This is a genomic window from Neolewinella antarctica (genome assembly GCF_011927835.1).
Lineage (GTDB): Bacteria > Bacteroidota > Bacteroidia > Chitinophagales > Saprospiraceae > Neolewinella > Neolewinella antarctica.
Map to the genome: position 1 here is coordinate 1 of NZ_JAATJH010000004.1, position 22,271 is coordinate 22,271.

Genomic DNA, 22,271 nt, shown 5'->3' on the forward strand with positions numbered 1-22,271 from the left:
TAGGGCAAGTCATATCGGGAATGTGTAGTTACTTCCAAGATACGGACTTGCCCGTTTTTCTTGATTACACTATGCTAAACCTCCCCGGACCATTGTCTAAAGAGGTGATCATTAAACTACTTAGTGATTTAGCTGGTTGCGAACTACCACTAGCTGAGGAGATCGTCCCCAGAGATGGTACGCTTCAAGCTGCGAAATATCATCATTTATTGGATGAAGAATGTCTAGCACACGATTATGCCAGCCTAAAACTTAGCGTAAAGGAAGTCTATGATTGGTTAAGATATATTATGTAGTGAAAATTCCTTTCCTGGTCGAGTTGCTTTTAACATTTGTTTGTTATAAGCTTTTCTTCAGTATTGTATATGCAGGAGGCTTTCGGAACAGAATTGCCACGTTCTCGCCTCAGTCATTATAATAAGTCATATGTCAACTCTATTGTTGAACTGCAAATTACAGAAGCAATTCTATTGTTTGAGTCTATACAAAATATAATGTGACTACCGTTCATCATTCGCCCCCCGCCGCCGGCCGAATACTAGCCGTATAAGCCGTAGCCTCCACCTCCCGCTCGTACGGAACCACGACGTCGCTCACTTTTTCCCGCAGCTGCTTGTATCCTTCCCAGTCGAATTTCTTCAGGAAGTCGCAGGCGGCAGTAACGCCCATTTTGAACAGTTTTACCTTATCCGCGGCGGGTAGGCTGAAATTAATCCAGTCAATATCCTCCACGTTGATGTTGGAGATTAGTCGGATATAATCCTGATTTTTGAGGATAACGTCGTGGTCCCGCATCTGCTGGGCGGCGGTGAAGCTGTTCCAGGCAATCTGAAAAATTGAATTGTTCTTTCGGAGTGACCGGCGGTCCACCCCGAGTTTTACGCCGAAGGTGGGCCGGGAAGGCGCTTTACCGCCCTTCAGGTGGAAGACGTCGATCGGGAAATTTGACATCACGCCGCCATCTACCAAATACACCTTGTCGGGTATCTCGCCCAGGTGAAAAGCGGAATTGATGTCTTGCCATTTTTCAACTTGTGCCTTCTTTTCTTCCTCCGTGTTGCCCTTGGGTATACATTCCACAATCAGCGGATCGAAAAATAAGGGAATCGACGTGGAAGCCCGTACATAGTAAGCGGGATTGACGTTTTCGGGGTCGGCGAAGTACAGATCGCTCATACGCGGAAACTCCGCTTTGGTCTGAGTAGTCAGGTCAGAGGCGATGATGGAAAGACGGGCCTTTAGTCTGCGGCCGTACTTGTCTTCGAATTCTTGCTTCAACTGCTCGGGAATAATATTCATCCGCTCCATCAGCGCGGCGGTGGTACGGATGTCATACCTCTCGAAGACGGCTTTGAGCCACTTAAGAAATACTTCGCCCCGGTTGACGCCGAGTTCTTTGCGGATCAAAAAATCATCCACCTGCCTGAGTCCACTGGTAATTAATTCAAAAACACTAGCGTCGCCGCTGATGGTGTTAACTAAATCGATGGCATCGTCCCCGCCGTCTACGAACGCCATAAGGTCGACGTTGATCAACTCCTCCAGGATCCGGCACGACTTGGCTTCGTGTGGCTCGCCCACCACCCCGAGTAACGCCGTGTTGATGGAGCCGGCCGAAGTGCCCCCGAGGTTGATGAAGCGAATGCCTACTTCCTCTAGCACGTAGGTAAAGCCCACCAGCGCAATCCCCAGCACCCCGCCGCCTTCCTGTACCAAGTCGACGTACTGGTGGCCGGCTGCGTCGCGTACGTCGGAGACGTTTAGCCCACCGGTATTTTTGAGGTGGAGTTGGAGACTGTTTATTTCGCGGACTACGTCGGCGCAGGTGGTGAAATCTGTTGTTGACATGTGTGTGTGTGGTTTAAATGAAACCAAGATAGGGCATATTTGAGTTTCTGTTAAACTCAGATATGTAAATGCACCAAAACAAATTCAGTATTTATTCAACTAACCTTGCTCCCTTCCCCATCTCCCCGGCACCCGCGTCCGCGCCAATTAATGATGCGCGGCCGCGGGTGCAGGGGAGATGGGTAAGGCAAAGGCAGTACGTCAACCCCCAAACGGTAAGACCAAGACCGACTACGGTTATCTCTTTTAAATGAACTTAAACTTAATACCGCAACGCTTCTATCGTTCCAATACCCACCTGGTCCAAATACTCCACGTAAGGGTCAGCTATCTTATACCCAGTCTTGTGCAGCGCCAGGGCTTTCTCCTTATGCACGTTAAACTGCTCCTCGTCCCGTTTTTGCTTAGCTAGGAAAGCCAAGTAATACCGACACTCGGCTATGTCGTAATTCTCCAGTTGCAGATTAAGGTATTTCTCCGCGAGGTCGTAATCGCCCCGGTCCAAATAAGCCGCCCCCAGGTGGAGGTAATCGTATTTTTCCACGTAATACTTCGGCCGGGCCAGGCAGTTTTTCATGACGGAGATGGCGGCGTCGACGTCCCCCAGCCCGCGGTAACACAGTCCCTTTACGAACCGTAGGTTATAATCCCCGTTGGCGGAAAAGCCGATGATGCCGGGGATGGTACTTTCCAGGTACTCGATGTCGGCGATGGCACCCTGGTAATCCCGGAAAAACTGGAACCTGCACCACCCGCGGTAGCCGATGTTGTCGAGCGTATCGTAGGTCACCGCGTTGTCGATCAATTCTTTCCAGGTCACGAAATCCCCGCTCTTAAGGTAGGCCGTGGATTTGGCCCGGTACGCGTGGGCGAAGGTGGGGTCGATCGCCAGGGCGGTATCCAGAATTTCTTGGTATTCTTTGCTAAACTGGTAGTAAAAGCGGGTCTTTTCGCTTTGTTGGCACGCCGCGTATTTCGTGAGGTCGCCCTGCGCCTTGTAGGCTTCGCAGTTGGGTTGGGCCGCTAAGGGGCTGCCCCACCAAGTGAGGAGTAGGAGCGGTAGTAAGTACGTTCTCATGGCAGCAATTCTTTTATTTCTCCGTCGACCAGTTTGACGGTGATGTACTGGTAGTAGTCAAGGCTATCCCCGCCGTCCGTCACCATGGGTTCCCACCCGTCGAGGCTTTTGACGATTGCGAGTATGTCATCGGCGAGCGTTTCGTCGAGCTCCATTTCCGCGTAAGTTAAATCAGCGCTCAGCAGACGGAATCTGCCACTCTCGCCCCGACAGTTCACGATGAACCGCACCCGGACCCATCCGGAAGTCGTCGTGTCCCGGGCAACAAAATTCTCCCGGAACGCCTCCCGAATGGCCTGCTTTCCCCCGGTGTATTTTAGTCCCTTCCCAATGTTGAAATACTGCATGGTTGCGGACTCGTCGTTGCAGAGGGTGAAGCTTTCGGCGTCGGTGCTGAGGTCTTGCTGGCTGTCACCGACGTGGCGGAGGTAGCTGGAGTCGTTGTTGCACGAATAGCACAGACCGGCGGCCAGTACCAGATACACGCCTACTTTGCGTACGAAACTATTCATCGGATTAAATTGATTGTCATAAATATTATGGTCGAGGCTGGCCGATGTTTCCGCTTGTTTAAAATTTTGGCGTGGTTCGTACCGTTGCTGACGGTCGGCGTGCATTTTTAAACATCCTGCTGATGATCGTCAGTACAAGTTGTCAATTTGATTCTTTTGAATAGCCTGCCAAGCGGTGTCGCAACAAAGCGCGGAAGCTTGGTTCAGCTGCGCAAACTTAGGGTCGCTAGTATGGCCGTGTTTATAGCGGTAGTAAATCTGCTGTGCGATTACCGCGATCTTGAAGAGCCCGTAGGCGTAATAAAAAGTAAGGTTGTCGATGTTCCTGCCGCTCTTCAGCGCGTACTGCTGTACGATATCCGACCGGCTTGGGTTTCCCTGCAGTACGGTGGGGGAGGACAGCCCCCGTTTCATCAAGACGGGGTCGTGCTCCGTTATCCAGTACCCCAAAGACGTTCCCAGGTCCATCAGGGGGTCGCCCAGCGTACACATCTCCCAATCCAGAACAGCCGAAATGTTTTTCCATTCATCGTTTTCGAAGACGACGTTATCGTATTTAAAATCATTGTGGATGAGCGTATGATCGTATTCTTTTGGCTGGTGATCATTCATCCACGTCATCACCTTTTTGGCCGATGGAACGTTCTCGGTTGCCGCGGCCAAATACTGCTTACCCCAATTACGCACCTGACGTTCTACGTAGCCCGCCGGTCTGCCGAGTTCGGATAGCCCCGCCGCTTTGTAATCGATTTGGTGGAACTCGACAAAGGCGTCCACCCAGGTACCGGAGATAGTTTTAAATTCTTCGGGAGAAATGTTGCGCGCGCGGGCGGAGGAGGCCGTCAGAATGGTGCCTTCAACTTTCTCCATGAGGTAAAACGGCGCACCCAGAATTGCCGGGTCTCCGTTGAAGGCATACACTTTAGGGCTCTTCCCGTAAAAGGAATTTAATTGTTTCAGTACCTTAAACTCCCGACTCATGTCGTGGCCCCGTTTGGGCGCCGCGAAGGGTGGTCGCCGCAGGACGTACGCTTTGTCTTCCGTTTTCAGCAGGTAGGTTAGGTTGGAATAACCGTTGGTGAATTGCTTTACTTCCAAATCGGTGTTTATTCCGGAAATCAGCGCGTGCTCCAGCATAAAGACCTTGAGCTGAGCCGTATCTATTTCCTCGCCTTCCCGGACCGGGCGCAAATTCTTTTCGTTAGACATGCGTATTGTTTACGTACTTCTTGATGGTGTTTTTGCCAAGCTGACTCATGTGCACTTCGTCCGGACCGTCCGCCAGCCGCAAGATGCGCGCCGCCGCGAAGAAGTGGGCCAGGGGCGTATCGCTTCCTACACCTTGTCCACCCAGTATCTGAATGGCGCGGTCGATCACGCCCAGGGCCATTCGCGGCGTTACGATCTTAATCATTGCAATGAGGTCTTTCGCTTCCTTATTCCCCACTTTATCCATCTTATCCGCTGCGGACAGTACCAGTAAACGCGTCTGTTCGATCTCGCAGGCGGACAGGGCGATCTCTTGCCGGATGCTGCTGTAAGTGTCCAACGTTCTACCGAACGGCTTCCGTTGTACGGTCCGTTGCGCCATGATCTCCAGTGAACGCTGCGCCATCCCGATCAGGCGCATGCAATGGTGGATGCGGCCCGGGCCTAAACGTCCCTGCGCGATTTCAAAACCGCGACCTTCACCCAGGAGCAAATTGGCTTTGGGTACGCGGACGTCGTCCAGCACAATCTCCGCGTGGCCTTCCGGCGAGTCGGTATAGCCAAAAACGCTGAGGGCTCGCTCGATCTTTAGCCCGGGTGTATCCATCGGCACCAGGATCATGCTCTGCTGCACGTGCCGCTCCGCGTTGAAATCGGTCTTACCCATCACGATCGCGACCTTACACGTGGGGTCCATCCCTCCGGACGACCACCACTTTCGGCCGTTGATCACGTAGTCGTCGCCGTCGCGGGTGATGGAGGTTTCGATGTTGGTGGCATCCGAAGACGCTACGTCTGGCTCCGTCATTAGGAAAGCCGAGCGGATGTCTCCGTTGAGTAGCGGCGTCAGCCACCGTTCCTGCTGGGCCGGCGTTCCGTATTTCGCAAGCACCTCCATGTTCCCCGTATCCGGAGCGCTGCAGTTGAAGATTTCGGACGACCAGAGAATGCGGCCCATTATTTCCGCCAGGGGGGCGTATTCCAGGTTCGAAAGCCCCGGGCTTAAGTCTCCGTAGGCATGTGGGAGGAAAACGTTCCACAGCCCGGCGTCATTTGCTTTTTGCTTGAGGGCTTCCAGTCCCGGCCAGCGTTTCCAGGCGTTGGCTGGGTTTTGGTGAAATGACTCGATCTCCTCTTCAATTGGGAGCACGTGGGTCTCCATGAAATCTTTTAGTTTCTTCTGTAGGGCTATTGACTTGTCGCTGTATTCAAAATTCATGATCCTTCTTTAATAAAAAAATTCTTTAAACCGATTATACTAGATGCATTTCCATGGAATTGTGTTTTGTACAGATTTTTCGCCACACAGACACAAAAGCACAGAAAACTTATATTTAACTGCGCTAAAGTACCTTTTGCTTTTTTTGTGATTTTGTGGCAAAATCCAATTATGCATGACCGGACATTCTATTTACCCCGAAATCAAATACCCACCATCAGCAGCATAAACGCCGCCGGTCATGTAAGCGCCGGCGTCGGAGGCCAACAGCATAACGATGCCGGCCATTTCGTCCGGTTCCGCCATTCTCCGTAGCGGTACCACACTCGTGTACTGTTTAACCATTTGCTCGTTCGACCACAGGCTTTCGCTGAATTTTGTTTTCACCAGCCCCGGGCAGACCACGTTGGACCGGATGCCGTAGCGGCCCCACTCCTTGGCCTGGTTTTTAGTCAGCATGATCAGGGCAGATTTTGTCATGCTGTATAATCCCAGTCTAAATCCGGGGTGAATACCTTCTACGGAGGAGATGTTGATGATACTGCCTCCGCCGCTGGCTTTTAGGTGTGGCTGGACTAAATTGGAAAGTATCCACGGTGCCTTGACGTTAACGCTCATGATCTTATCGAAAACGGCTTCGTCGGCGGCTTCCAGTGGCCCGTAGAAGGGATTGATGGCGGCGTTATTTACCAGGATGTCAATTCGGCCATACGTATCCATCGTCTTGGCGATGAGTTGCTCCCGCTGGTCGCCGTCACCGATGTGGCACGCAATGCCTATGGCCTCCAAACCAGCCTCCGTGAGCTCTTTTGCAACGGCGTCTACGGCGTCTTGCTTTCTACTGCTGATGACGACTTTAGCTCCGCTTTCGGCGAGCCCCCGGGCAATGGACAGGCCGATGCCCTTGCTCGACCCCGTGACGATGGCCACTTTTCCGGATAGGTCGAATGTTGATTTTATACTCATGTGTTTCTTAAATTTCGTGCTTACTTGAATTGCGAACGCGTTGAATGGACGCGTAGTGCTTCTAAAATGCACCCAAGATACGACTTCAACTCAGGGTTATAATACGATCAATTTGTGTACTTAGCGTACAGTCTTTACCAAAACCTTCATTTTGGTTTTGCTACATCTTTGAACGAAAAGTAATTAGCTGGCGAAACTAATTTTACTGCTGCATCAGTAGTGATTACGGTTAGTTAATTCGCGTGGTAGCCTTTGTTGCCGTACGTGTCGACTATTCAAAAACGGCGATACGATGAAATCGACTTTGGTCAGAAGGCTGAGTCAGTCAAAGTTTTACCCGACCCGCCGTTACCTTATCCCCACAAACGCGAGTACCCAGGAAATACCCCTGGTATGCATAAGCTAACGCTCCTTCTCTTCCTCTTCAGTTTACTCTGCGGAACTACCTCCTTCGCCCAGCGTATCGCCGGCAAAATCACGGATGAGAACGATGAGACCATCGCCTACGCCACCGTATACGCCCCCGCCGCGGCAACTGGCGTACTGACCGACGAGGAGGGAAACTTCACCATCGACCTGAAACAGATTCCGGATTCTAGTAAACTGCAATTCTCCTGCATCGGCTACGAAACCAGGGTGCTGACGGCGGGGGACGTCCGTGACGGGGGAGTCTCTCGTACAATCCAACTAACGGCAACGAACTACGTACTTAGCACCGCCGAAGTCGCCGCGGCCCGGATCGAGTACAAACGCAAGCGGCTCGGCATGCCCGGCATTATGAACGGCACCTACCTCTACCGTCCCTCCGCTGAGCGGCGGGTTTACGAAATTGGAACCATTCTTACCCCGGATAAGTCCGCGCGGTTGGAAGAAGTGATTATCCGCGTCCGTTCCATGAAGGCAGACTCCGTACTGTTGGACATTAATATTTACGATGTCAACTTGGGTCTGGTCGGTGCTCCCCTGTTGCGGGAGCGCATCTTTTTGCGGTTGGGTAGTGAGGATGTTCGTAAGGACATCAACGTCGATCTGTCGGCGCAGCGGATTCAGGTGGACCGAGCGTTTCTGGTCACTTTTCGGGTCCTGGACGTTGTCGGGTTGTTCGATGGAATAAATCTTGCCGCCAAAACGGGTTACGGGAGGGGCTTCGCACGCGCGTCTGACGGTCGGTGGAAGGATACTTATATGACACCCAATATTCGAGCAAGGGTTGGCTACGCTAAGGAATGATGTGGGACAGATTTTACTCGGGTACGTGATGTCACCGTGTCGATCTCAGCCTTCGCTGATCGTGGGCGGGGTAAATGCTTACATCACCGGAAAAAGGATGGGGGAATTCGCTTCGTAGTAACTTTTGAAGTACTAGCGATCCAGCGCACTATTGACGGTAACTTTCACCAGAACCTAGCAATTAACGAGAACGGAAATAGCTGGTAATGATAATCCCTTACCGACGTAATGGTGGTGGGGAAGACAAGTAATGACATCATTTGAGTAACTACTTCCCACAATAAAAAAAGCCTTCCAACTTACCCGGAAGCAAAGCTTCGTGGGTAGGTTGAAAGGCTGCTGATTCATTCCTCAAGGAAAACCTCTGGGGGAATAAGTTTATTTGCCACCACGGCCACCTCCTCTGCTGGAGGAAGAACGGCTGCTGGAGCCACTGCTGCGGCTGGACGAGGAACTACGGCTACTGGATGAGCTACTCCGGGTGCTGGAAGAACTGCTCCGGCTCGGCGTGTAACTACTACGGGTGCTGGAAGAACTCCGGCTCGGGGTGTAGCTGCGGGTACTACGCGATGATGAGGTGGAGCGGCTCGGCGTGACGGTACGGCTCCGGCTCGGGGTGTAACTGCGGGTGCTACGGCTGGGCTGAGCGGAACGGGTAGTGGGCGTCGTCGCGCGAGTAGCGGACCGGGTGGTGGGACGAACGGTCGTGCGGGACTTGTCAATCCGTCCGTTACTACTACGGGTAGTGGAGCGGGTGCTCGTCGGGCGGTTGCTGGCGCGGGTCGCAGTGGAACGGCCCCGGGTGGAGCGGCCGGAAGTGGTCGCTGACTTGTCGTAGGGGTTGGTGTTGGTACCGGTGCTTCTCGTGGCGTTAGACCGACTGATGCGATCAGCAATTGATGTAGTACTACCACGTGGGGTGCTGGTGGTGCGACGGTTGCTCAGGTTGGCGGTGCTGTTGCCAACCGTGTAGCTAGTGCCCGCGAACGAAGGGGGGCAGTAGTAGCCACCGCCGAAGCCGCCGCCACCAAAGCTGTTGAAGCCGCCGCCACCGAAGTTATTGAAGCCTCCACCGAAATTGTTGAAGCCGCCGCCGAAGTTATTGAAACCTCCACCGAAGTTGTTAAAGCCACGGTTGAAACGGTTACCGTAGGGGCTGTTCCAGGAATTAAAGCCATTTCTGGGGCCAAAATTATTAACGGCAATAATTTGCGGTCCGTAGGGGGTCAGGACGCGCTGGTAAGCAACGTTGGGCGTGTTGTAGATCAACACCGTGTTGAAGTTGTTGCGGAAAACCGGGTCGTAATATCCGGCGTCCACGTAGTAAGGATCGTAGTAGTTGAAGTTACCGACCGGGCGGCGGAAACGGCGAATGCGGCTGGCGTATTCATAATCGGAAGCGGCATCGACGGCGTCGCCTTCGTAATAGGAATCGTTGTCAACGTCGTCGGCGACGGCCGGCTGGGCGTAGTCCTCAGCGACGTAGTCGTTGCTGTAAGAAAACTCCTGGTCGGAGGGGCTGAAGTAGACGTCGTCGTACTGCGCCACGGCCGGGGCGGCGGCGAAGACCAGCGCGAGCGTGGCCAGTACGGAGGGTAGTGCAAAAGACTTTTTCATAATTCTTGGTGTTTGGCGTAAGCACGGTTTGCGAAGCACTGCGATTACGGGGTCTAAAGTAGTACTTTTGCGCCTCATTAACAGTTAAGGAACCGCAAAAACTTAGGGTAAATAGGTTAAAGCAAGTCAACCGACCCTACCCGGTTCTTTTCACGAGTGGAAAGAAGAGCGGGGCGCGGTCGCCGGTGCAAGGTTTATGAGGAAAAGCAAGGATTTTCGGGATATGTTCCCACTAACTTCGCTCTTAACATAACTACAATGCACCCGCGACAGCGCCTAATTAAAACGCTGAAACACAGACAATAGTTCAACTTATGGCCAGCGCCGTTACCCCCCGAAACGAAGATTATTCCCAGTGGTACCTTGACATTGTCAAGAACGCCAACCTCGCCCAGAACTCCGCCGTGCGCGGTTGCATGATCATCAAACCCTACGGCTACGGCATTTGGGAACGGATGCAACGGCAGCTCGACGACATGTTTAAGGAGACCGGCCACCAGAACGCCTATTTCCCGATCTTCATCCCGAAATCCTTCCTCAGTAAGGAAGCCGCCCACGTGGAAGGCTTCGCCAAGGAATGCGCCGTCGTGACCCACTACCGGCTCATGAACGACCCTAACGGCGAGGGCGTGATCGTGGACCCGAGCGCCAAACTGGAGGAAGAACTGATCGTCCGACCCACCTCCGAAACCATCATCTGGAACACCTACCGCGACTGGGTCACCAGCTACCGCGACCTGCCCCTGCTGATCAACCAGTGGGCCAACGTCGTCCGCTGGGAGATGCGCACGCGGCTGTTCCTCCGCACCGCGGAATTCCTCTGGCAGGAAGGCCACACCGCCCACGCCACGGAAGCGGAAGCCCAGGAAGAGACGCTGAAAATGCAGGAAGTCTACGCGACGTTTGCCGAAGAATTTATGGCCATGCCCGTCCTACGCGGCGTGAAAACGGAGAGCGAACGCTTCGCCGGTGCCGTGAATACCTACACGATCGAGGCGCTGATGCAGGACGGCAAGGCCCTCCAGGCCGGTACGAGCCACAACCTCGGACAGAACTTTGCGAAAGCGTTCGAGGTGAAATTTCAGGACGAGAATAACAAAGAGCAATACGTTTGGGCGACGAGCTGGGGCGTTTCTACGCGCCTGATCGGCGGCCTTATTATGACACATTCCGACGATGAAGGCTTGGTGCTTCCTCCCAAGCTGGCTCCGATTCAGGTCGTCATCATCCCCATCCCGAAACCCAACGAGGAGCTCGACGCCAAGGCGCACGAGATCATGGCCGAGCTAAAATCTCGTGGCATCCGGGTGAGCTATGACAACGATAAGAAAAAACGCCCCGGCTTCAAATTCGCTGAGAATGAGTTGAAGGGCATTCCCGTCCGGCTTGGGCTCGGTAAGCGCGATCTGGCTAATGGTACCATTGAAGTGGCTCGCCGCGATACGAAGGAAAAAGCTAGCCAGCCGCTGGAGGGTATCGTCGACCACGTCGCTAGTTTGTTGGAAGAAATTCAGCAAAACCTTTTCCAAACGGCGCTTGATTTCCGGGAGGAACACAGCCACACGGTCGATACGATGGAAGAATTCCAAGCCATTCTGGACCAAGATATTCCTGGGTTTATTTATGCCCACTGGGATGGTACTGCGGAGACGGAGCAGAAGATTAAGGAGCTTACTAAGGCTTCTATTCGGTGTATTCCTAATGATTCTGTTGGGGAGGTTGGGAAGTGTATTTTGACTGGGGGGGCTTCTGAGCGGCGGGTTGTTTTTGCTCGGGCTTATTGATTTGGATAGCTAATTTGAGATTAGACCTGTTTGGAGGATTTTGAAGATGCTAATCAGGCTATCATTTTAGCTCATGATTGAGTTTTGAAATAAATTGTGAAGGATCATAAACGAGGGGGTGAACCCCCTCGCAACGGTAGACGACCCTCCGGGCCTAAGAAGAACAAGTTGTTTTGTTTGCGGTATTTTGTTAGTTTTGGGTAGCCCTAGAACAAACAGAATACAGTAACATGCCTGCATCTTATGACCGGATCATTCTGCACAGTGTGTGGAGTACTAAGTATCGTGACCCTTGGATCGATCTCGAGATTGAAGCCGAATTGCACGCCGTGATGGCGGCGGAATTTCACAAATGGGGCTGCAAGGTTATCGAGATCGGCGGGACGGATGATCACGTTCACGTGATCCACACCCTACCACGTACGAGTTGTGCGGCAGATGTTATTGCAGCCGTTAAATCAGTATCCAGTGGGTGGATATCTACCGTGTCTAATAAGTACCTCGGCTTCAGGTGGCAAGACGGCTACGGCACCTTTTCCGTTGACTACCGCAACCTAACCGGCCTGCGCTCCTACGTTAGAGAGCAACGTGCCCACCACACCCCCAAAGGTAATTACCCCAACTTCAAAACAGAATACACCAAAATACTAAAATCCTACGGTCACGCCGACTTCACACCCCAGTACGTCTTCCCCAATCGCACCTAGGCCCGGAGGGTCGTCTAACGTTGCGTGGGGGTTCACCCCCACGTTTGCGATACAATAGATGATTCCTTTCTAACACTATTAACAATACTCTGACCATTTCTAATCACCACGGCAAGGTCCCTTCACTACCTTTGATCGAAATGGGGATTATTTCCATTTTCTTTTGACAATGATGCTGCCGCTAATCACAGCGGCGACTTCCTAGAAACCTCCAATCCCTACCTTTTCCCAAAATGGAAGACCAAGTAGAAACCCAAGTAGAAACCCTACAAACCGTCTTCACCGACCTCTGGAACGACCTAATCGGTGCCATCCCCGGCCTACTCCTAGCCCTGGTAATCTTCATCATCGGCCTCTTCGTAGCCCGCTGGCTAGCCAAGATAGCCGGACGGAAGATCCTGTCACAAATGGATGATCCTTTGATGGGCCGGTTTCTAACGAACACGTTACGAATCCTACTGATCCTGGGCGTAGTGCTGCTGGCGCTACGGGCCATGGGCCTGGGCGGCATCGCAGCCGGCATCTTCGGCGCGGCGGGCGTCGGCGCGGTCGTACTCGGTTTTGCTTTTCAGGACATTGGGGAAAACTTTATCGCCGGCATCGTGCTGGCCTTCAACCGGCCCTTCGACGTAGACGATACGATCAGACTCGATGACCATTTCGGAAGGGTACGGGGCCTCAACCTGCGGTACACCCACCTGAAAACTTTCGATGGCAAAGACATCTACATTCCCAACGCCGACGTGCTGAAAAAGCCTTTGCAGAACTATACCGCGGATGGCTTCATCCGGACTGACTTCGGCGTGGGTATCGACTACGGCGATGATATCGAAGGCGCAAAAGAGGTTATTCAGGAAGTACTGGACGGGCACGACCGGTTAGTCCACGACGGCGAGCACGAAAACTTCGTCGTCGAAGATGAACTAGCCGTGAGCACCGTCAACCTGAAAGTATTTTTTTGGCTCTACACGAAAGATTACCGCGCCAACGCCCTGCAATCACGCGGCCTCGTCATGCGCGACGTCAAGAACGCCATCGACCGGACGGGCTACAGCATGCCGGCGGACATTACGGAAGTCAAACTTTACGGCGGGGAGAAAGATATTCCGATCCGGGTGGAATTTGATAATACCCCTAATTCGGAAGCGGAGAATTTGTAGTGATGTAGCAATTTCGGAAAGCAGTGATGGACGTGGTTGAGCTCGCGCCTACTCATCAGTTCTTTTTGGCTAGCTTAATATCCCCGGACGCCTGGAAATGGTCCAAACCCCTGACGAGTAAGTCCACCGAATCATACACCCCGATCGGTCGCCGCCGCTTATCGAGCAGAATAAAAATATTGCCGGGTAATTGTGCTAAGTCCACCGAAAGGGGGAATTTGCTGTTCGGTGGTTCCAGCAAATGCGGCCAACTGAAACGATTCTCGCGTACGTAGTTTTTCCACACCGCCAAACTCGGTTCGGTGCTGATGCTAAAAGCGTGTAGCCCCGGGTACTGACCAGCGTTAACGATCAGGTCCTGTATTTGTTGGTGTTGTAATGGTGCGTTCGGGTCCGTGGAATAATAGAAATTAACCAAATAGGCGGGTGCTTTGGGGAGTTCGTAATTGACCGGCTTCCCAAGCGGATCGAGGTATCCGCGGCGGCGCGTCACGACGCCGCGGTTATCATAAAGAATATTAAGCCGACCGTAGATATTATCGAAATAAGGATGCGTGCTAACTAGGGAAGTATTCATTTGTAGGAACAGATCCACGTTGTCCCTGTCCTCGTTTGTGAACGTGGGGAGGCGCATAAACTGCTCCATAAATAGGGACGTAATGATGGTTTGCGTGTATTCCGCAGCCGCGGTTAGGTAACCCACCTTTAACTGTGTTTCGGTTGTCAACGCTCGTAAATTCTGTAGCGTGCGCTGAAAATTCCGGTGGTAAATGCCCCGATCGACCGAATCCACCCGCACCCGTCCGGCAAAAACAGACAGGTGAATCCTCGCCGCGGGCTCATCGATCCAGCAAGCGGCATCTCCCAGATAATTGCCATCCGCGTAAGCGGCAATTAAAAGCTCGTCCACTAGCGGAATAACGGCGATTTTGGTTTGCAGGCTATCGCCTCGAAAGGAAATACCCGTCGCCCGCTCTTCGGTGCTGGTACGGAAGACCAGGCTATCAATCAGCTTCCCGGTGGGGGACTTAACGAAGGTGATTATTTTGGGGCTCGTGCGTAGGGCGGCGGATTGCGCGCCCACCGTACAAACGAATACGACATAACAACTGATAAATAGAATAATTCGCATAATGCTGTTGGTAGGACTGGACGTAACTTTAAGATGATGGTTGGGCCCGATGTTCGTCGCCTTAACGTTCCCGTAATTCCCTATTGACGAGAGGTAAGTACGGCGCCCCGACAAAGTACGGAACTAGCTTTCGCGTCGCGGTCGCCCCAACTGAGTGCGGGACTTGCTATGGCTTCGCGGGTGCAAAGTGAATTCGGGAGAAAGCAGGGAAGATGGGGTTACCACCAAAGTTATCACATTCAACCTTATCTTGAGGTAAAACCGTTATTCAACCATGGGACTACCGGAAGAAAAATACCTCACGTTAGCGGACTACCTCACCATCGAGCGGGCGGGTGACCAACGCTACGAGTACCACCTCGGTGAGATCTTTGCGATGGCGGGCGGGACGGTGGAGCACGGTGTGATCTGCGGTAATGTTTATGCCGCATTGAGGAGTGCTACTCAGCAAACAGGTGCTTGCCAAGCTTTCACCTCCGAAATCAAAGTGGAGATCAAATCAGCCAAACGATACGTGTACCCCGACGCAGGTTTAGCGTGCCCTAAGCTCATTAAATCCGCTACGCTGACCGGGGCAATCACCAATCCGCGCCTCATCGTGGAAGTGATCAGCGCAAGCAGTGAGGGCTACGACCGCGGCGCTAAGCTGCGGTACTACTTTTCCGTGCCTTCCCTCCAGGAATACGTGCTCGTCGATCAAGATCAGCCCTTCGTCACGATCTTCCGCCGGCGGGGGGATTTGATGAAGATGGATACTTACGATGGAATAGATGCGGCCGTACCACTAGAAAGCGTTGTGGCGGAGATCGCGCTAAAGGACATTTACGAGAATGTCGAATTTCCGGAAAAAGAAGTTGAGCGCGACGAGCAAGTAACGGGATGAAATAAGTGGTCCGTTCGTGCGAGCGTGCACCAGGAAGGCTAAATCCAACGTCTTGTCGACATGAAAATATTTTTTTGGCTATCGGTTCTGTATTGCTGCTTTTGCGCCAGCCCGTTAACGGCTTGTATGTGTCCGTACGAGGAACTGACCGAAGCTACGTTTCTGCGCTATACTTTCGTGAGCCACGTCCGTATCGATTCCATTACCGAGGTAAAGAAGCCGTCTTCTGGAAGGAGTCACATTGATTATCCCGGTAGGCGCCTATTACACGTAACTACCCTGCGTCACTACCGCGGAGAGCGTACGGAAACAATTTGGGAAGTGGGATTTAATAGTTCCTGTGGCGTTAATCTTACTACCGGGGAGGAATGGCTTGTCTTTTCTACCTACGAGCTAGACAACATACCTAACCTGAGTCTGTGCACGCCCTCCGCGATGATGCGCGGTAACCGGGCTATACTGAGGGTTGACCAGGATGATTATTACCAAACCAAAGTTCGGCTGGAAAGAATCGTGCACGCTAGAAACGCTACCGCTCCAAAACTAACCGGTACCACCGTAAATTACTACACCAACGGCTGCGCCGAAGAAATCACCACTTACGTAAATGGCCTGCGCCATGGCCCATCCTACCATTATTACCCCAACGGTAGCCTCCTGGCAACCTACCATTACCGACGTGGTTTACGAACCGGCGTGTATCGATTATACGGTGAAGATGGCGTACTACAGCGAGAGCACGAGTACGATGATAAAGGAATACAAATACGGTATTTAATTCCTCACTACGGACCTGCTAATCTCCGCTACGAGCAAAAGCTGGATACGGAGGCAGATAATTATAAGGTTACCTATCACTTCCCCGACGGCCGTTTGCAACGAGCCCTGGTACAGCGCGGGGCTTACACTCTCTCCGATACGGTATATTACGAACTGCCGGCGGAGTAGGCGACTGACCGCCGCTCTTCCGCAAATTATTCTGCACTTGCCCCGATCCCGATAGCTATCGGGATCGGGACGCCCAAGGTATACTCTCACAAATAAACCGCCACCCCGTCCCGCAATTCGTGAATCAATTCCTCATCCAGGTATCGGTAGTCGTCGGCCACGTCAAGCGCGATAATGTTTTTATCAATTATTGCGTCCGGAAACTTGCGTTCCAAAATAGCGAGGTGTTTCTGCTCCATTACGAAGATCAGTTCCGCCCAGTTCAGTAGTGCCGGGCCGACCCGGATGCGCGCCGATGGCGAAGTCCCGGCGGACTTGACGCAGTGACCGTCCACATCACGAAAAATATGCTCGGCGGTGCGGGAGCGCCACTGATTGCGGGAACAGAGGAATAATACGTTCATTAATTAAAATGATATGCTGCGTTGCGGACTCCGCTAAGGTTTGGGTGTGGATGACTGTAGTACGACGGCTTGCCAGGGTGATAGGCAGAAGGAAGAAGTTTGTAGATTTAAAGAGGAATAATTCACCTCATTCGAATCTATATCTTCTTCACCATTAGCCGATCCGTAATTATCTACCAATGGCCGCCCGCCGACAAAAAGTTCCGGTAGTACACAATCAACGGTTTCTTCCGACCAGTTCATCGCTACGAATAAACTTGCTTCATCGAGCGTCCGGACATAAGCGAATATGCGCCCATCCTCCGGTAAAATTGGTTCGTATCCGCCGTGCACTAGTACTGGGTATGCCTTCCGGAGCGCCGTTAATTGGCGGAAGTGGTGGAGTACACTGTTTGGGTCCGCTTCCTGGGCTACCACATTGATGGATCGGTAATTCGGATTAACGCCGATCCAGGGCTCGGCGGTGGTGAAACCGGCATTGCTTTTGTCCGACCATTGCACCGGCGTCCGCGCATTATCCCTGCTGAATTTATTTAAAAAGGATAGGTGCTCGTTCATATCGTCGCCGCGTTCGAGGGCTGTCTTGTACTGATTACGGGCCTGGAGATCGCGGTAGGGCTCGATGGTGGGCCAATCGACGTTGGTCATGCCGAGCTCGTCGCCCTGGTAGGTAAACGTGGTGCCGCGCATGGTGAGCAGCAGGGTGTTGAGGCATTTGGCGGAGGCGACGCGGTGCTCGGGCGAGTCGTTGCCGTACTTGCTGACCATGCGGGGGACGTCGTGGTTGCCGAGGTAAATAGAGTCCCAACCTTTGCCGGCTAAACCTTGATCCCACTTGGTAAATAATGCCTTGAGGCCGATCAGGTCGAAGCGCTCTTTTTTGGCGGCGTAATCCGCTATTTCAAAGTGGTAGACCATGTTGAGTTCCTCCCGCTCAGGGCTCGAAAGATCTACGGCGTCCTGAATCGTGGAGCCGGCACCTTCGGCTACCGTGAAGGCATCATAGTGGTCCATCACTTCCCGCTTGATCTCGCGCAAGTAGCCGTGGACTTCCGGCCGCAACCCGTACACGGCTACGGCGTTGGCGGCGGTTGTCGGGGGCAGTTCCGGATAAGTAGTGTCTTTACCCACGAACTGAAAGGCGTCCATTCGGAAGCCGTCCACGCCCTTGTCTAGCCAGAAGCGCATCACGTCCTTTACCTCTTCCCGGACTTTCGGGTTTTGCCAGTTGAGGTCGGGCTGTTTGTGGCCGAAATAGTGGAGGTAGTAGGCGTTGGTGGTTTCGTCGTAAGTCCAGCCACCGGTGGGGTCGAAGTAGCTGAAGCGGGCGGGTGGGGTGCCTTTTTCGGCGGGCCACCAGTGGTAGTAGTCACGGTATTCGTTGTCGCGGCTTTTGCGGCTTTCTTGGAACCAGCGGTGCTCGTCGGAGCTGTGGTTGACGACGAGGTCCATGACCAGTTTGATGCCGCGGGCGTGGAGGCCGGTGAGGAGTTCGTCGAAGTCGGCCATGGTGCCGAATTCGAGCATAATGCCGCGGTAGTCGCTGACGTCGTAGCCGTTGTCGTCGTTGGGGCTGGGGTAGACGGGGTTTAGCCAGACGGCGGTTATGCCGAGGCTGGCAACGTAATCCAGGCGGTTTATTATTCCGCGTAGGTCGCCGATGCCGTCGCCGGTGGTGTCCTGGAAACTGCGGGGGTAGATTTGGTAGATTATGGCGGATTTGTACCAGGGGTGGGTGGACATGGGGGTGTTTTTTGGGGGGGCTAAAATGTGGATGGCTGGAAACGATGGGGCCAATATCGGTAACGTAGATTGGTGGATAATCCGAAACGGTGGGTTATTTGGAATGATGGTTAATCTGAAATTGTGATAACCAAAATTGTGGGTAACCAAAATTGTGGATAATCAAAATTATGGATAATCTAAAACGTGGGGAAGCATCCCCACGCTACGAGAGACGACCCTCCGGGCCTAAGAAGGACACGGTGACTTTAAATCTTATACGATTTGTGTAAATTTAAAGTGAGCGACGGGAAAATGGGGGTTTTAATGGGTTTGAAGTAATTTATTCTTGTTATTGTTTAATGCGTTAAACAAATAAGGTGCAAATATGTATAGTCCGTTAAACAACTTGGAGCAACTATATCGACGGTCCGAAGCAGCACTCAAGCAAGTAAGCTCTACTTATACGCGTCCACTACTGCGCGAAATTCAGTGGGAAGATCCGTTGGTCATTTTGCTGGGGCCGCGCGGCGTAGGCAAGACGACGTTGCTTCTGCAACGTCTGGCCGAACTCGAATTACCACCGCAACAAGCGTTGTACGTGGATATGGGTGATTTGTACTTTCAGGCAAATCGCTTGCTTGATTTTGTCGAAGCTTTTCTAGAGAATGGTGGTCAGTATCTGTTCATCGATGAAGTACATCGCTACGGATACGACACTTGGGCTTCAGAGTTAAAGCAAGTATACGATCTCTACCGCAGCCGCCTAAAAGTTGTCGTGACCGGCTCTTCGGTGGTGCGCATCCTCAATCGCCAGGCGGACTTGAGCCGCCGTGCCCTTAGTTATCGTCTTGCGGGGCTGTCGTTTCGGGAGTATCTGTTGCTGGGCCACCAAATTAACTTGCCGGTAGTTACGCTGTCTGACCTGTTAGCGCATCACCGTGAAATAGCCCAGGAATCAGCTGACTTATTACCTACTCCACTACCTCTACTCACCGAATACTGGCAGCGGGGATACTATCCTTACTTTTTGAACGGACTAATCACCTACGCCGATCGTCTGACCAGTTCCGTGCAAACCGTCCTGGAACACGATATTCCTTACGCTACGGATGGTACGTCCGTCAACGCTGGTAAACTCGGCCGTTTGCTCTACGCCATTGCTTCGTCGGTGCCCTTCGTACCAAACATATCTAAACTGGCGGAGCGTACTGGAATCAGCCGGGTCACCTTACTCCGCTACCTGTCCTTGCTGGAGGATGCCCGCATCATTACGTCTTTACGGCAAGAAGCAAAAGGTACTTCCGCCCTTAGTAAACCAGACAAGATCTACCTGGATAACCCAAATCTACTGCACGCCCTGGCCCCGCAACAGGTCACTACCGGGACGCTCCGGGAAACCTTTTTCCTTAGTCAACTTAAGCAACTGACCTATGCGAAAGGTCTGGTCCCACCAGAGATTCGACTTCCGAAGCAAGGCGACTTTTCCTTTCTCACCCCAGAGCGACACGTCATCTTTGAAGTGGGCGGTCCTAAAAAGGGGTTCGCACAAATTGGCCAGAACGATGATCATTTCGTGGTGGCGGATACGACGAGTACCGAGCACGCGAATAAGATTCCGCTTTGGATGTTTGGCTTGTTGTACTAAGCCCACCAAACCCCCAAACCCAATCCACCACTATCCGGCAACAAATTATCCGCCCCGTCCGGACCACTAACCACCGTATCCGGCCGCTTAGCCACCTTCACGACCAAACGCTTTGCACCCTGCGTCCGCGCAAAACCAAACACCACGTCCCCTTCCGCCAGCGGCTCGTAATCCGCCTCGGCAAAGAAGTCGGCATTATCGCGGCGCAGCGTCAGCAAGGTTTTCAACAGTTTGATTTTCGGCTGCGCATCGTATTCCTGGTCCCGTTTTCCTTCCAACCAAGCCCGCCGACGGTCAAAATCCACCGGCCGACGATTGTCCGGGTCGACCAGACTAAGATCCCAGCTTTCGGTGCCCTGATAAACATCCGGGAAGCCGGGGACGGTACACTTCAGCACCAACTGCGCAAAACTGTTGTGGCGTGCCTGCGGCTGAATCCGGCGCAGCAATCCCCGTAGGGCTTCACTGAGTTCCCGGTCGTCCATAATTCTTGCGGCCAAGTCTTTCACCGCCGTTTCGTAATCGGTATCCGGCTCGGCCCAATCACTGAATTCTTTGCCTTCGCGGAGGGCTTTTTCGAGGTAGCGGTCCACCCGGTCACGAAGGTTTGCGGCGTCCTCACTACGGTCGAGCGGGTAGCTGGCGATGAGACTCTGGATGACGAGGTACCAACTGCGCGGCTTCAGGGCACCGGTACCAATACGGTTCCGGAGGCGATTCACGAAGCGTTCCCACTCTCCCGGGTGAAAGGTCAGTGCCTGCAAGCGGGCACGGCTATCTTCCCCCCGTTTGGTGTCGTGGGTGGCCGTGGCGTTCATGGAACTCTTCCCCCGGGCCAGAATGAATTTGTGGAATGCCCGAATAGTCACTCGGTCGGCCGGGGCGGCGGAGCTGCCGACTTCGTTTAAATGCGCCTGCCGCCAGTACTGGTAAAAAGTAGTATCCTCCACGCCTTTAGCCATTAGCGGACCGCTCAATTGTTGGCTGCGTTGCAGGGTTTCCAACGCTTCGTCCTGAAAATCCTGTGCGCTCAGCCAACCGACAAAACGGAGTACTTGACGGCCATATTTGGGCGCGTATTTACTTACCGTCAGAGCAGCTTCCTGGCAGTGTCGCAACTCCTCCTCAGTCAGCGGACCGCCACCCGGGTAAATACGGTAATGTGGAAAACCAGCCAGGAAATGGGTCAATGTCTCGCGGAAATCGTGCTCCCAAACCTCCTCCGGCAGCACTTCTTTCCAACGCCGCAGCAGATTAGCCACCTCACCACGAAAGTGTTCTTCCACCAACATTAACTTGTTACGAAACACCAATTCGGAGTACTCCGGCAACGGCTCACCAGTCAGGCGTTCGTAGAGGTCGGAAAAGGTGGTGGCGGATTCGTCGTTGGTCAGCAGGCGATTCACGGCGGCCAGGAAGTCGTAGCCGGTCGTTCCCTGGACGGGCCAGTCGGCTGGTAGTTTTTCGCCGGGTTCCAGGATTTTCTCTACCCAAATGCCTACGTCTTCGCCAACTTCTTTGCGGAGTTTTTGGAGATAAGCCGTTGGGTTCAAAAGCCCGTCCACGTGGTCGAGGCGGAGGTGTTGGATGCGGCCGGCGCGGATCTCGGCTAGGATCTTTTCGTGCGCGTCGGCGAATACTTTTTCGTCTTCCACCCGGATGCCGAGTAGGGAATTTACCGTGAAGAAGCGGCGGTAGTTCAGGTGCTCGTCCACCTCTTTCCAATGCGTGGCTTTGTAGACGGTTTCACCATTTTCTAGCGTAGGCCAGGCGCTCAGGTCGCCGCCGCCGTCGTGCAGGACGGGCAGCATCATCTTGCCGTCGAAATCCGGATGGTCCCAGTCGACGTCGAAATGACGGTAATAATCGCTGTCTTTTCCCTTCGTGTAAAGGTCGCGCAGCCAGGCATTATCGGGATGCAGGGTCAGGTGGTTGGGCACGATATCCTGTAGCCAGTGCATCCCCCGTTCGGCTAGCCGGCGGTGCAGTTCTGCCCAGTCTTTTTCGGTGGTGATTTCGGGGTTCAGGCGGCTGGGGTCGGTGCCGTCGTAGCCGTGGGTAGAGCCCGGGGCGGCGGCGAGGATGGGGCTGGCGTAGCAGGTGTCCACGCCCAGTTCGTCGAGATAATCGAGTTGTTTTAGGAGGTCGCTTACGGTAAAACCCTCGTGAAGTTGGAGGCGGTAGGTGGCGGTGGGTTGGGTCAT

19 protein-coding genes are annotated in these 22,271 nt (G+C 53.2%); 8 read left to right on the forward strand and 11 right to left on the reverse strand.

Annotated features, from left to right (window positions below; genetic code table 11):
- A partial coding sequence (locus GGR27_RS19835; RefSeq protein ID WP_209037935.1) for a hypothetical protein occupies positions 1-296 on the forward strand: 296 nt, incomplete at its 5' end.
- Positions 297-510: 214 nt separating this feature from the next.
- Here the strand turns inward: GGR27_RS19835 and GGR27_RS12230 are convergent.
- The 6 genes from GGR27_RS12230 to GGR27_RS12255 all read right to left on the reverse strand — a co-directional run bounded on the left by GGR27_RS12230 (position 511) and on the right by GGR27_RS12255 (position 6,832).
- Positions 511-1,848 (reverse strand): patatin-like phospholipase family protein, encoded by a 1,338-nt coding sequence (locus GGR27_RS12230; RefSeq protein ID WP_168037751.1) that lies wholly within the window; start codon positions 1,846-1,848, stop codon positions 511-513.
- A 262-nt stretch (positions 1,849-2,110) separates the two neighbouring features.
- Entirely contained in the window at positions 2,111-2,926 is an 816-nt protein-coding gene (locus GGR27_RS12235; RefSeq protein ID WP_168037752.1) for a tetratricopeptide repeat protein, read from the reverse strand.
- The gene (locus GGR27_RS12240; RefSeq protein WP_168037753.1) at positions 2,923-3,543 is read right to left on the reverse strand and encodes a hypothetical protein; all 621 of its coding nucleotides are present in this window, start codon (positions 3,541-3,543) and stop codon (positions 2,923-2,925) included. Before GGR27_RS12240 ends, GGR27_RS12235 begins: the two co-directional genes overlap by 4 nt.
- A 24-nt stretch (positions 3,544-3,567) precedes the next feature.
- Positions 3,568-4,647, reverse strand: coding sequence for a phosphotransferase family protein (locus tag GGR27_RS12245; protein ID WP_168037754.1), 1,080 nt, complete (start codon positions 4,645-4,647; stop codon positions 3,568-3,570).
- Positions 4,640-5,866, reverse strand: coding sequence for an acyl-CoA dehydrogenase family protein (locus GGR27_RS12250; RefSeq protein WP_168037755.1), 1,227 nt, complete (start codon positions 5,864-5,866; stop codon positions 4,640-4,642). Before GGR27_RS12250 ends, GGR27_RS12245 begins: the two co-directional genes overlap by 8 nt.
- Positions 5,867-6,058: 192 nt before the next feature.
- Positions 6,059-6,832 carry a glucose 1-dehydrogenase gene (locus GGR27_RS12255; RefSeq protein ID WP_168037756.1) on the reverse strand — a complete coding sequence of 258 codons (774 nt, stop codon included), beginning with the start codon at positions 6,830-6,832 and terminating at the stop codon, positions 6,059-6,061.
- Between the two features lie 393 nt (positions 6,833-7,225).
- Here GGR27_RS12255 and GGR27_RS12260 point away from each other — a divergent pair, with 393 nt between their 5' ends.
- On the forward strand, positions 7,226-8,062 hold the full coding sequence (locus GGR27_RS12260; protein ID WP_168037757.1) for a carboxypeptidase-like regulatory domain-containing protein: 837 nt from the start codon (positions 7,226-7,228) through the stop codon (positions 8,060-8,062).
- 378 nt (positions 8,063-8,440) lie between these two features.
- Here the strand turns inward: GGR27_RS12260 and GGR27_RS12265 are convergent, their stop codons facing one another.
- Positions 8,441-9,679 carry a hypothetical protein gene (locus GGR27_RS12265; RefSeq protein WP_168037758.1) on the reverse strand — a complete coding sequence of 413 codons (1,239 nt, stop codon included), beginning with the start codon at positions 9,677-9,679 and terminating at the stop codon, positions 8,441-8,443.
- 314 nt (positions 9,680-9,993) lie between these two features.
- Here GGR27_RS12265 and proS point away from each other — a divergent pair, with 314 nt between their 5' ends.
- The 3 genes from proS (at position 9,994) to GGR27_RS12280 (ending at position 13,330) form a co-directional block, all read left to right on the forward strand.
- The gene (gene proS, locus GGR27_RS12270; protein ID WP_168037759.1) at positions 9,994-11,463 is read left to right on the forward strand and encodes a proline--tRNA ligase; all 1,470 of its coding nucleotides are present in this window, start codon (positions 9,994-9,996) and stop codon (positions 11,461-11,463) included.
- A gap of 230 nt (positions 11,464-11,693) precedes the next feature.
- Entirely contained in the window at positions 11,694-12,170 is a 477-nt protein-coding gene (tnpA, locus tag GGR27_RS12275; protein ID WP_168037760.1) for an IS200/IS605 family transposase, read from the forward strand.
- Between the two features lie 233 nt (positions 12,171-12,403).
- Complete coding sequence (locus tag GGR27_RS12280) at positions 12,404-13,330, forward strand: mechanosensitive ion channel family protein (RefSeq protein WP_168037761.1); 927 nt, start codon at positions 12,404-12,406, stop codon at positions 13,328-13,330.
- Positions 13,331-13,385: 55 nt separating this feature from the next.
- Here the strand turns inward: GGR27_RS12280 and GGR27_RS12285 are convergent, their stop codons facing one another.
- Positions 13,386-14,462 (reverse strand): hypothetical protein, encoded by a 1,077-nt coding sequence (locus tag GGR27_RS12285; RefSeq protein WP_168037762.1) that lies wholly within the window; start codon positions 14,460-14,462, stop codon positions 13,386-13,388.
- Positions 14,463-14,736: 274 nt separating this feature from the next.
- Between GGR27_RS12285 and GGR27_RS12290 the strand changes: the two genes are divergently transcribed.
- Together GGR27_RS12290 and GGR27_RS12295 are read left to right on the forward strand one after the other, a co-directional pair.
- Entirely contained in the window at positions 14,737-15,345 is a 609-nt protein-coding gene (locus GGR27_RS12290) for a Uma2 family endonuclease (protein ID WP_168037763.1), read from the forward strand.
- 60 nt (positions 15,346-15,405) lie between these two features.
- Entirely contained in the window at positions 15,406-16,293 is an 888-nt protein-coding gene (locus GGR27_RS12295; RefSeq protein ID WP_168037764.1) for a toxin-antitoxin system YwqK family antitoxin, read from the forward strand.
- Positions 16,294-16,379: 86 nt separating this feature from the next.
- On the opposite strand, the gene GGR27_RS12300 is transcribed toward GGR27_RS12295, so the two are convergent.
- Together GGR27_RS12300 and GGR27_RS12305 are read right to left on the reverse strand one after the other, a co-directional pair.
- The gene (locus tag GGR27_RS12300) at positions 16,380-16,697 is read right to left on the reverse strand and encodes a low molecular weight protein tyrosine phosphatase family protein (RefSeq protein WP_168037765.1); all 318 of its coding nucleotides are present in this window, start codon (positions 16,695-16,697) and stop codon (positions 16,380-16,382) included.
- Between the two features lie 33 nt (positions 16,698-16,730).
- Positions 16,731-18,440 (reverse strand): glycoside hydrolase family 13 protein, encoded by a 1,710-nt coding sequence (locus GGR27_RS12305; protein WP_168037766.1) that lies wholly within the window; start codon positions 18,438-18,440, stop codon positions 16,731-16,733.
- Between the two features lie 367 nt (positions 18,441-18,807).
- On the opposite strand from GGR27_RS12305, the gene GGR27_RS12310 reads away from it, so the two are divergent.
- The gene (locus GGR27_RS12310; RefSeq protein WP_168037767.1) at positions 18,808-20,067 is read left to right on the forward strand and encodes an ATP-binding protein; all 1,260 of its coding nucleotides are present in this window, start codon (positions 18,808-18,810) and stop codon (positions 20,065-20,067) included.
- On the opposite strand, the gene treY is transcribed toward GGR27_RS12310, so the two are convergent.
- Positions 20,064-22,271 (reverse strand): malto-oligosyltrehalose synthase, encoded by a 2,208-nt coding sequence (gene treY / locus GGR27_RS12315; protein ID WP_168037768.1) that lies wholly within the window; start codon positions 22,269-22,271, stop codon positions 20,064-20,066. The genes GGR27_RS12310 and treY overlap by 4 nt on opposite strands.